The organism is Kitasatospora sp. NPDC048194, assembly GCF_043202455.1.
Lineage (GTDB): Bacteria > Actinomycetota > Actinomycetes > Streptomycetales > Streptomycetaceae > Kitasatospora.
In genome coordinates this window covers 349620-361057 of record NZ_JBIDAK010000004.1, presented here as the reverse complement: position 1 = coordinate 361057, position 11438 = coordinate 349620, and the positions used below count along the sequence as shown (strand labels likewise).

Genomic DNA, 11438 nt, shown 5'->3' with positions numbered 1-11438 from the left:
GTGGGGTGCTTCTGTTCTCTTGGTGTCGCGCGGGGCGGGGGGGGGGGCGGCGGGGGGGGGGGGGGGGGGGCGCGCCCCCGCGGCCCCCGCCCCCCCCCCCCCCCCCCCCGACTCCTGTGCCCCGGCTGCGCGTACGAGCAGGAGCACGAGCACGAGCGCGGCGCGCCCGGCCCCCGGTGGACGACCACGCGGCAGGGCCGGGCGCGCCGCCCGGCCCCCGCAGCCGCCGGGCCGGTGCGGCGGGTCAGGACCGCCCCGCCAGCCGCCTGGCCCGCAGCCGGTCGGCCGTGATGGCCAGCCCCAGGACGCAGCCGAGCACGATGTTCGTGTAGTTCGAGTTGACCTGCAGGGTCGTCAGCCCGTTGTTGATGAGTTCCAGCAGCACGGCCCCGGCCACGATCCCCAGGATCCGGCCCTGTCCGCCGGTCAGGCTGACGCCGCCGATGACGGCCGCGGCGATCGCCGAGAGCTCCCAGCCGACGCCCACCCCGCTCGCGGAGCCCACGCCCATCCGGCCCAGCACGAGCAGGCCGGCGAACGCCGACACCAGCGAGGAGGCCACGTACATGGACACCACGCGCCGGTCGCCGCGGATACCGGCGAGCCGGGCCGCCTCGGCGTTGCCGCCCACGGCGTAGACCTGGCGGCCGGCACAGGTGCGTTCCAAGAAGAACCAGACCGCGGCGGTGAACACCGCGAACAGCACCAGCGGCACCGGGATCTGGGCCAGGTAGCTCTGGCCGACGTCCCCGAAGAACGGGGAGATCCCGACGATCGAGGTCCCGGAGGTGATCGCGAGCGTGACGCCCTGCGCCACCGTGTACGTGACGAGCGTGACGACGAACGGCGGCATCCGCAGCCGGGTGACGGCCAGCCCGTGCACCAGTCCGACCAGTCCGGCGACGGCCAGGGTGGCCAGGATCGCCAGAGGGGCGGGAAGCCCGGCACGCACGTCGAACCAGGACATCAGGATCACGCTGGTGCCGAGCAGGGCACCCACCGACAGGTCGATGCCGCCGGTCAGGATCACCAGGGACTCGCCGACCGCGATCAGGCCGTACTGGGCCAGGTCGGCCCCCATGCCCTGGAGGTTCACCGCGCTGGCGAAGGTGTCGCGGGACAGCGAGAGCGCCGTGAACACCGCGACGCAGGCGAGCACGACACCCACCTCGGGCGTGTCGACCAGTGCGCGCAGCCGGCTCCTCGGCGGTGCCGCCGCGTCGCGGTGGAGAGGGGCGGTCCGGGTCGTCATGCGGTGGCCTCCGAATCTGCTGCCTGGGGTTGCGCGTCCGCCGACGGGCTTCGCCCGCCCGTCGCGGCGGTCATGATCAGCTCCTTGCCGAAGCGCTCTCGCGGCAGGTCGGCGACGATCCGGCCGCCGGCCATGACCAGGATCCGGTGGCAGATCCGCAGCAGTTCCTCCAGCTCGGACGAGGCCACCAGGACGGCGAGGCCCTCGGCCGCGGCCCGGTCGACGAGCCGGTAGATCTCGGCCTTGGCGCCGACGTCGACGCCCCGGGTGGGCTCGTCGAGCAGCAGCACCTCGGGATCGGCGTGCAGCCACCGCCCGAACACGACCTTCTGCTGGTTCCCGCCGGACAGGTCGCCGATCGGCTGCTCCTGGCTGTGCAGCCGCACGCCCAGGTCCTCGACGATCCGGCGGGAGCGTTCCCGGTCGCCGCGCGGGGTGAGCACACCGTGCCGGGAGTCGCGTCGCAGGGTGGCCAGAGTGGCGTTCCAGCGCACCGGGTGCCGCAGCAACAGCGCCTGCTCCTTGCGGTCCTCCGGCACCAGGCCGATGCCGGCGGCGACCGCGTCGGCGGGATGGCGCGGACGGAAGCGACGGCCGTTCAGTTCGACCTCGCCACCGGTGCGCGGCTGCGCGCCCATCAGGGTGTGCAGCAGCCGGCTGCGGCCGGAGCCCATCAGCCCGGCGACGCCGACGACCTCCCCGGCGCGCAGTTCCAGGTCGACCGGGCCGAGGCCGGCCGCGGTCAGCCCGTGGGCGGCCAGCACCCGGCGGGCCGTCGGCGGGACGGGCCGCACGGTCACCTCCTGGGCGAGGTCGACGCCGACCATCTCGCGGATCATCCGCTCCTCGGTGGCCTGCGCGGGGGAGAGGTCGGCGACCAGGAGGCCGCTGCGCAGCACCAGCACGCGGTCGGCGAGGTCCCGCACCTCGTCCAGGCGGTGCCCGATGAACAGGACGGCCCCGCCGGCCGCGGCGTGCCGCCGGGCGAGGGCGAGGACCTTTCCGGCCTCGACCGGTCCGAGCGAGGAGGTGGGCTCGTCGAGGATCAGGACCAGGGGGCGGGTGCCCCAGGCCTTGGCGATCTCGATCATCTGCCGCAGCGGGACGGGCAGTCGGTCCACCCTGCGGTCGACATCGATCCCGTCGACGCCGATGTCCGCCAGCAGTTCCCGGGCCTCGCTCCGGGTGCCGGCCCGGTCGAACAGGGCGCGGCGCAGCGGCCCCGCCTTCCGGGCGGTTCGGGGGCGCCGGCCGAGCAGCAGGTTCTCGGCCACGCTCAGCCCTCCGACCAGCGGGAATTCCTGCGACACCAGGCCGACGCCGAGGGACTTGGCGTGGTCGGGCCGGCCCGGTTGCAGGGGGCGGCCGCCGATCAGGACCTCTCCTGCCGTCGGGGCGACGGTGCCGGAGAGCACGCCCATGAGGGTGGACTTGCCGGCCCCGTTCTCGCCGACCACACAGGTGATCTGTCCCCTCCTCAGCTCCAGGGCGGGGAGGTCGAGCACGGTGACCGGCCCGTAGCTCTTGCGCACCGAGCGCAGGGTGACGGCGGGTCCGTCGGCGCGGGGCCGTGCGGTGGTGGCGGTCATCCGGTCACCCCGCGATGCCGAGCTGGGTCTGCTTGGCCCGGAAGGCGGCGAGGTTGTCCTGGGTCACCACGCCCACGCCGGAGCTGAGGGTGGTGCCGTCGGACTCCAGGTACGGCTTGACGAGGGCCAGGGTGCCGTCCTTGCCCAGCAGTTTCAGCGCGGCCAACAGGTACGCGCCGGTGTAGCCCTGCTGGTAGGGCGACTGGACGACGGTGGCCTGGATGACACCCTGCTGGATGAAGGCCAGGGTCTGCGCGTCGCTGTCGTCGGAGATCACTTTGACCTTGCCGGTCTTCCCCGCCGCCTGCACCGCCTGGGCGGCCGAGGGCCCGTCGTAGGAGTAGACCCCGTACAGGCCGGTCACGTTGGGGTCGGTCTGGATGGCGGTCTGGGCGTTGGTGAGGGCCTTGGAGGCGTCCATGTTGTCGGCGAGCTTGTTGGTGACCTTGATGCCGGTGCCCTTGAGCGCGTCCTCGAAGCCCTGGATGCGCTCCACCGCGTTGGAGGCGGTGAGCGATCCGACCAGCACCACGACCTCGCCCTTGCCGCCCAGCGCGGCCTTCATCGCCTCCCCGGCCTTCTTGCCCGCCTGGTAGTTGGGCGTGCCGAGGTAGAGCGCGGCGCCGTCCTCGGCCGGGAGCGGGGAGTCGATGGCGAGGACCGGGATCCCGGCCGAAGCGGCGGACTGGATCGGCGACTTGACGGCCGTCGGGTCGATCGCGGAGAGCGAGAAGGCGGAGATGTCCTGGCCGCGGAGGGTCTGGATGATGGACAGCTGCTGGTCGAGCCGGCCGTTGGCCGGGGCCTGGAAGGTGCCCTTGGCGCCGAGGTCGGACAGCCCCTTGGTGAAGCCGGTCTTCCCGGCGTTCCAGTAGTCCACGGCGACGTTGACCACCATGGCCAGGTCCAGCGCGGAGACGTCCTTGCCCTGGATCGCGGCCTTGAGCGCGGCGTCGAGGCGGGCCAGGTTGTCGTCGTTGAAGGTGATGTCGCCCTGGATCGCGGGCGCGGCGGCCGCGGTGGAGCCGGCGGACGCGCCGGAGTCGCCGGCGCCCTGTTTGCTGCAGCCGGCGGTCAGGACCAGGACGGCGGCCGCGGCGACCGCGACACGGGCGGCTCTGGGGAGCCGGGACAGGGGTGCGCGCATGGGTGGTTCCTCTCGGTCGCTGCCGGTGGGGTGGGAGGCGCGGATGAAGAGCGCGGTGGACCGGCGCGAGTGCTGGGGTGTGTTGTGGAGTGTGAGCGCTAACATCGGCCAGCGTCAACCACCGTGCAGCAACCCGACGATGACGACTGACGGGACCTCAGGCCCGACCGGCCGCTCTGACCGCAGGGTGTGTCGGAGGTCTTGACGGCGCACCGTCGATGCGGGCACTGTCACCCGTCCAGGAACCCTTCACCTCTCCGGCTCGGGCCGCCGACTGCTGCCCGCGCTGGATTGTTAGCGCTCACTTTCCCTCTGACCGCGCTCACCGATGAGCAGGGAGACACCATGAGTGACAACAGGACGATCCGCGGACGAGGTGCGCTGCGCCGCCTCGCCCGCGCCGGGGCGGCACTCGCCGTCCTCCTCGGCGCGCTGGCCGGCGCCACCGCGACCAGCGGCGTGGCGCAGGCCGCCACGCAGGGCCCGTGCGACGTGTACGCCGCCGGCGGCACGCCCTGTGTGGCCGCGCACAGCACCACCCGCGCGCTGTACGCCGGTTACGGCGGCCGGCTGTACCAGGTCCGGCGCTCGTCGGACCAGGCCGTGCGGGACATCGGCGTGCTGGGCACCGGCGGCTACGCCGACGCCGCCGCCCAGGACTCCTTCTGCGCCGGCACCAGCTGCGTGATCACCGTGATCTACGACCAGTCCGGCAAGGGCAACCACCTGACCCAGGCCCCCGGGGGCGGGGCGGCGCCCGGGCCGGACAACCTGGCGGGCGCGACCCTGGCGCCCGCCACGCTGAACGGCCACCGGGCCTACGGCGTGTACGTGGCGAAGGGCACCGGCTACCGCAACAACCACACCACGGGCATCGCGACCGGTGACCAGCCCGAGGGGATGTACGCGATCCTGGACGGCACGCACTACAACGGCGGCTGCTGCTTCGACTACGGCAACGCCGAGACCAGCAGCACCGACACCGGCAACGGTCACATGGAGGCCATCTACTTCGGCAACATCAAGGTCTGGGGCTACGGCAGCGGTCCGGGCCCCTGGGTGATGGCCGACCTGGAGAACGGCCTGTTCTCCGGCGTGAACACCCGCTACAACGCCAGCGACCCGACCGTGAACCACCGTTACCTGACCGCCATGGTCAAGGGCGCGCCGAACCAGTGGGCGATCCGGGCCGGCGACGCGCAGTCCGGCGGCCTGTCGACGTTCTACTCCGGACCGCGCCCGAACGCGGCGGGCTACAACCCGATGCACAAGGAGGGAGCGATCATCCTGGGCATCGGCGGCGACAACAGCAACGGCGCCGAAGGCACGTTCTACGAGGGCGTGATGACCTCGGGCTACCCGTCGGAGGCGACCGAGAACGCCGTCCAGGCCAACATCGTCGCCGCCGGCTACGCCAACTCCTCGGCCACCACGGGGGCGTTGCGCGGCACCGGCTCGGGCAAGTGCCTGGACGTGCCCAACGCCTCCGCCACCCCGGGGCTGCAGGCCCAGATCTACAGTTGCTCCGGAGGAGCGAACCAGACCTGGACCCGTACCGGGGACGGGCGGCTCACCGTCGACGTCGGCGGCACGACGCTCTGCCTGGACGCCGCCGGCGGTGCGACCGCCGACGGCACCAAGGTCGTGACCTGGCCCTGCACCGGCGGTGCCAACCAGCAGTGGCGCTTCAACGCCGACGGCAGCGTCACGGGCGTGCAGTCGGGCCGGTGCCTGGACGTCGCCGGGGCGGCGACCGCCGACGCCACGCTCGTCCAGCTGTGGACCTGTTGGGGCGGCGGCAACCAGAAGTGGACCCTCGGGTAGCACCCACCGAGGCCGGGCCCGGTTCCGCCGCCTCGCGGAGCCGGGCCCGGCCGGCGTCGGCCGGTGGCGCAGGGCCACCGAGGGGCACGACGGCGCCCGGCGCGACGGGGCGGGGGGACCGGAAGGCCGATCGCAGCTCCCGGCCGACCACGCGGCTGGTATGAAGGGAAGCCGCCGGTCGAACCGACGGTGACGGATTGGCCTGGACCTGGTCGCGTACTGTGGTCCACGACCGAGGAGGGGACTGCGAGTGGGAACCGACAGCGCCGGGACGGATCAGCGCCAGCCCGTGATGGCCGACGTGGCGAAACTGGCGGGCGTGTCCCACCAGACGGTGTCCCGGGTGCTGAACGGCGCCCCGCACGTCCGACCCGACACCCGGGACCGGGTCCTGGCGGCCATCCGGGAACTCGACTACCGGCCCAACTCGGCCGCCCGCACCCTGGTGACCCGCCGCTCGCAGACCCTCGGCGTGGTCAGCTTCGATTCGACCCTCTACGGCCCCGCCTCGATGCTGGACGGGATCGAGCGCGCCGCGCGCAGCGCCGGGTACTTCGTGAGCGTGACCAGTCTGCGCTCGCTGGACGGCCGTTCGGTCCAGGAGGCCGTCGACCGGCTGCGCGACCAGGGGGTCGAGGGCGTGGTCGTCATCGCTCCGCAGACGTCCACCGTCAGCGCGGTGTCCCGCCTCTCCAGCTCCGTACCGCTCGTCGCCGTCGGTTCGGGCAACCAGACCCAGGTGCCCATGGTGTCGGTGGGCAACCGCTTCGGCGCCAAGGAGGCCACCGGGCACCTGCTCGACCTGGGCCACCGCACCGTGCACCACGTGGCGGGGCCGGCCAACTGGCTGGAGAGCCAGGACCGCGAGGAGGGGTGGCGGCTCGCGCTGCAGGCCGCCGCAGCCCCGGTGCCGCCCGTGGAGCGCGGCGACTGGAGCGCCCGCTCCGGCTACCAGGCCGGCCTGCGGATCGCCGGACTGCGTGACGTCACCGCCGTCTTCTGCGCCAACGACCACATGGCCCTCGGCCTGCTGCGCGCCCTGCACGAGGCCGGCCGGTCCGTCCCCGAGGACATCAGCGTGGTCGGCTTCGACGACATCCCGGAGGCCGCCTACTTCACCCCGCCGCTGACCACTGTGCGGCAGGACTTCGGCGAACTCGGCCGCAGAGCGCTGGAACTCCTCGTCGGGGAACTCGAAGGCGTCGCGCCCGCCCACACCCACGTGCAGATCACCCCGGAGATGGTGCTGCGGCGCAGCGTCGCCCCCTCGAGGAACCGGTGATCCGGTAGCCGGGCATCGGGCGGCGCACGCGCGGTCGTGGTCGTCCGCCAGGCCGTGCGAGGGCGGCCGGACCGCCGGCCGTCGGGACGGCACATCCCTTGACAGCGCATATGTGAACGCTAACAATTCCTGTGAACGCTAACAGAAGTGCTCCCAGCTCCGCCGGCGGGCACGGACGCTGCCTCCGTCCGTCCGTCGGCGGTCCCCTCCGCCCTTCCCCGACGGAGCCGCGGAACGGAGTCCGTCGCCCGGTGCGGTCCGCCCTGCCCCGGACCTGACCGCACCGGGCGACGGGCGACAACCCCGGCCTCCCGCACCAACGATGAGGAAGTGACCGTGATTCCTGCCGCCCGGGACTCGGAGAGGTACGTCGTCGGCATCGACTTCGGCACCCTCTCCGGCCGCGCCGTGGTGGTCCGCGTGCGCGACGGCGAAGAGCTCGGCACCGCCGTCCACGAGTACCCGCACGCCGTCATCGACCGCGAGCTGCCCGGCACCGGCCGGCCGCTCCCTCCCGACTGGGCGCTCCAGCACCCCGCGGACTGGCGCGACGTGCTGCGCACCGCCGTCCCGGCGGCGCTCGCCGACGCCGGTGTCGACCCCGCCGAGGTCATCGGCATCGCCACCGACTTCACCGCCTGCACGGTCCTCCCGGTCCTGGCCGACGGCACCCCCCTGGCGGAGACGCCCGAATGGGCGCCCCACCCGCACGCCTGGCCCAAGCTCTGGAAGCACCACGCCGCCCAGGGCCAGGCGGACCGGATCAACGCGCTGGCCCACGCCCGCGGGGAGAAGTGGCTCCCGCGGTACGGCGGCCGGATCTCCGCCGAATGGCAGTACGCCAAGGCCCTGCAGGTCCTGGAGGAGGACCCGGCCGTCTACGCCGCGTGCGCGCGCTGGATCGAGGCCGCCGACTGGATCGTCTGGCAGCTGACCGGCGCCGAGAGCCGCAACACCTGCACCGCCGGCTACAAGGGCATCCACCAGGACGGCAGCTACCCGAGCGAGGAGTACCTCGCCGCGCTCCACCCGGACTTCGCCGACTTCGCCCGCACCCGCCTGGAGCACCCGCTCTCCCCGCTCGGCTCCCGGGTCGGCTCCCTGACCCCACAGGCGGCGCAGTGGACCGGTCTGCCCGAGGGGATCGCGGTGGCGGCGGGCAACGTCGACGCCCACGTCGCCGCACCCGCGGCACGGGCCGTCGACGACGGCCAGCTCCTGGCCATCATGGGCACCTCCACCTGCCACGTCGTCAACGGTGCCGCACTGGCGGAGGTCGCCGGCATGTGCGGCGTGGTGGAGGACGGCATCGTCGCCGGCTCCTTCGGCTACGAGGCCGGTCAGAGCGCCGTCGGCGACATCTTCGCCTGGTGGCTGCGCCAGGGCCTGCCCGCCGACTACCTGGCCGAGGCCGAGCGCAACGGCGAGGACGCGCACCAGCTCCTCACCCGCAAGGCCGCCGCCCAGCCGGTCGGCGCCCACGGCCTGGTGGCGCTGGACTGGATGAACGGCAACCGCTCCACCCTGGTCGACCACCACCTCTCCGGAGTGATCGCCGGGCTCACCCTGGCCACCCGCCCGGAGGAGATCTACCGCGCCCTGCTGGAGGCCACCGCCTTCGGTACCCGCGTCATCGTGGAGGCCCTGGAACGCGGTGGCGTCCCCGTCACCGAGTTCGTCGTCACCGGCGGCCTCAAGAAGAACGAACTGCTCATGCAGATCTACGCCGACGTGCTGCGCCGCCCGGTGTCGGTCGCCGAGTCCGAGCAGGGCCCGGCGCTCGGATCGGCGATCCACGCCGCCGTCGCCGCCGGGGCCTACCCCGACGTCCGGACCGCGGCGTCCGCCATGGGCCGCGTGCGCCCGGCGGCGTACCGGCCGGACCGGGCCCGCGCCGACGTGTACGACCGGCTCTTCGCCGAGTACCTGGCCCTGCACGACCACTTCGGCCTCGGCGCCGACAAGCTCCTGCACCGCCTGCGCGACATCCGCAACGCCGCCCTCACCCCATCGAGCGAGGCCCTGTGAACGCGACCATCGACCTCATCCGCCGGCAGGTCAGCGACCTCCACCAGGAACTGGTCCGCTACGACCTGGTGGTCTGGACGGCGGGCAACGTCTCCGCCCGCGTCCCCGGCGAGGACCTGCTGGTGATCAAGCCGAGCGGCGTCCCCTACGGAGAACTGTCGCCCCAGAACATGATCGTCTGCGACCTGGACGGCAACGTGGTGGAGGGCGACCACTCGCCGTCGTCCGACACGGCCGCGCACGCCTACGTCTACCGTCACCTGCCCGAGGTCGGCGGGGTGGTGCACACCCACTCCACCTACGCCAGCGCCTGGGCGGCCCGCGGTGAGGCCGTGCCCTGCGTGCTCACCGCGATGGCCGACGAGTTCGGCGCCGAGATCCCGGTCGGCCCGTTCGCGCTGATCGGGGACGACTCGATCGGCCGGGGCATCGTGGACACCCTCAAGGGCCACCGCTCGCCCGCGGTCCTCATGCAGAACCACGGCGTCTTCACCGTCGGCAAGGACGCCGAGGCCGCCGTCAAGGCCGCCGTGATGTGCGAGGACGCGGCCCGCACCGTCCACATCTCCCGGCAGCTCGGCGAGCCCCTGCCGATCGCCCAGGCGGCCATCGACAGCCTCAACTTCCGCTACCAGAACGTCTACGGCCAGCACCCCGAGGCCCGGTAAGGAGTCACCACCATGACGTCACTCGCTGGACGCGAGATCTGGTTCCTGACCGGCAGTCAGGGACTCTACGGCGAGGAGACGCTGCGGCAGGTCGCCGAGCAGTCCCAGCGGATCGCCGGCACACTGGGCGCAGACCCCGCCCTGCCGGTCGAGCTCGTCTGGAAGCCCGTCCTCACCGACGCCTCCGCCATCCGCCGCACCTGTCTGGAGGCCAACGCGGAGGACCGGTGCATCGGCCTGATCGCCTGGATGCACACCTTCTCCCCGGCGAAGATGTGGATCGCCGGCCTGGACGCCCTGCAGAAGCCCCTGCTCCACCTGCACACCCAGGCCAACGTCGAACTGCCCTGGGACTCCATCGACATGGACTTCATGAACCTGAACCAGGCCGCCCACGGCGACCGCGAGTTCGGTTACATCCAGTCCCGCCTCGGCGTCGCCCGCAAGACCGTCGCCGGGCACGTGAGCGACCCCGCTGTGACCGCCCGGATCGCCACCTGGGCCCGTGCCGCCGCCGGCCGCGCCGAACTGCGCGGCCTCAAGCTCGCCCGCTTCGGCGACAACATGCGCGACGTCGCCGTCACCGAGGGCGACAAGGTCGAGGCGCAGCTCCGCTTCGGCGTCTCCGTCAACACCTACGGAGTCAACGACCTCGTCGCGGCGGTGGACGCCGCGACCGACGCCGACGTCACCGAGCTCGTCAAGGAGTACGAGGACAGCTACCGCCTCGCCCCCGAACTGCGCGTCGGTGGGGAGCGCCACGAGTCGCTGCGCTACGCGGCGCGGATCGAGCTCGGCCTGCGCGGCTTCCTGGACGAGGGCGGCTTCAGGGCCTTCACCACCAACTTCGAGGACCTCGGCGGGCTGCGCCAGCTGCCCGGCCTCGCCGTGCAGCGGCTGATGGCCGACGGCTACGGCTTCGGCGGCGAGGGCGACTGGAAGACCGCCACGCTGCTGCGCACCCTCAAGGTGACCGCCACCGGCCTGGCCGGAGGCACGTCCTTCATGGAGGACTACACCTACCACCTCGAGCCCGGCCGTGAACTGATCCTCGGCGCGCACATGCTGGAGGTCTGCCCGAGCATCGCGGCCGCCACCCCGTCGTGCGAGATCCACCCGCTCGGCATCGGCGGCCGCGAGGACCCGGTCCGCCTGGTCTTCGACGCCGAGCCCGGCCCCGCCGTGGTGGTCGGCCTGGCCGACCTAGGTGACCGCTTCCGGCTGGTCGCCAACGACGTCGACGTCGTCGAGCCGCCGGCGCCGCTGCCCGAGCTCCCGGTGGCCCGCGCCGTCTGGAAGCCCCGTCCGGACCTCCACACCTCCGCCGAGGCGTGGCTGACCGCCGGTGCGCCGCACCACACCGTGCTCTCCGGCGCGCTCGGCGCGGAGGAACTGGAGGACCTGGCCGAGATGCTCGGCGTGGAGCTCCTGGTGATCGACGAGGACACGTCCATCCGCCGGTTCACGAAGGAGCTCCGCTGGAACCAGGCCTACCACCGGCTGGCCCAGGGCATCTGACCCGCCCCGTCCGGCCGGCGGCGCCCCCCCCCCCGGGGGGCGCCCCCCGGCCCCCCCCCCCCCCCCGCGCCGGGCCCCCCCCCCCCGGGGCCCGCCCCCCGCCCCCAGACACCCACCAATCCCCCCGCCC

8 protein-coding genes are annotated in these 11438 nt (G+C 73.2%); 5 read left to right on the top strand and 3 right to left on the bottom strand.

Going from position 1 to position 11438, the window contains the following annotated elements; translation table 11 throughout:
- Nucleotides 1-244: 244 nt before the first annotated feature.
- The 3 genes from ACGF07_RS08575 to ACGF07_RS08565 are packed head-to-tail and all read right to left on the bottom strand — an operon-like array spanning nt 245 to nt 3988.
- Entirely contained in the window at nt 245-1252 is a 1008-nt protein-coding gene (locus tag ACGF07_RS08575; RefSeq protein ID WP_350745259.1) for an ABC transporter permease, read from the bottom strand.
- Entirely contained in the window at nt 1249-2841 is a 1593-nt protein-coding gene (locus ACGF07_RS08570; RefSeq protein WP_392896656.1) for a sugar ABC transporter ATP-binding protein, read from the bottom strand. The genes ACGF07_RS08575 and ACGF07_RS08570 overlap by 4 nt, the downstream gene beginning before the upstream one ends.
- Before the next feature lie 4 nt (nt 2842-2845).
- On the bottom strand, nt 2846-3988 hold the full coding sequence (locus tag ACGF07_RS08565; RefSeq protein WP_392896654.1) for a substrate-binding domain-containing protein: 1143 nt from the start codon (nt 3986-3988) through the stop codon (nt 2846-2848).
- 345 nt (nt 3989-4333) lie between these two features.
- Between ACGF07_RS08565 and ACGF07_RS08560 the strand changes: the two genes are divergently transcribed.
- From ACGF07_RS08560 to araA, 5 genes are all read left to right on the top strand, one after another.
- Nucleotides 4334-5812: an arabinofuranosidase catalytic domain-containing protein gene (locus ACGF07_RS08560; RefSeq protein WP_392896653.1), complete on the top strand. Its 1479-nt coding sequence runs from the start codon at nt 4334-4336 to the stop codon at nt 5810-5812.
- A gap of 250 nt (nt 5813-6062) precedes the next feature.
- Nucleotides 6063-7094 carry a LacI family DNA-binding transcriptional regulator gene (locus tag ACGF07_RS08555; RefSeq protein WP_392896651.1) on the top strand — a complete coding sequence of 344 codons (1032 nt, stop codon included), beginning with the start codon at nt 6063-6065 and terminating at the stop codon, nt 7092-7094.
- Nucleotides 7095-7424: 330 nt separating this feature from the next.
- Nucleotides 7425-9122, top strand: coding sequence for a ribulokinase (locus ACGF07_RS08550; protein ID WP_392896649.1), 1698 nt, complete (start codon nt 7425-7427; stop codon nt 9120-9122).
- Nucleotides 9119-9790, top strand: a complete 672-nt coding sequence (locus tag ACGF07_RS08545) for an L-ribulose-5-phosphate 4-epimerase (RefSeq protein WP_392896647.1) — start codon at nt 9119-9121, stop codon at nt 9788-9790. Before ACGF07_RS08550 ends, ACGF07_RS08545 begins: the two co-directional genes overlap by 4 nt.
- A gap of 12 nt (nt 9791-9802) precedes the next feature.
- Entirely contained in the window at nt 9803-11308 is a 1506-nt protein-coding gene (gene araA, locus ACGF07_RS08540) for an L-arabinose isomerase (RefSeq protein ID WP_350745239.1), read from the top strand.
- The last annotated feature ends 130 nt before the right edge of the window (nt 11309-11438 follow it).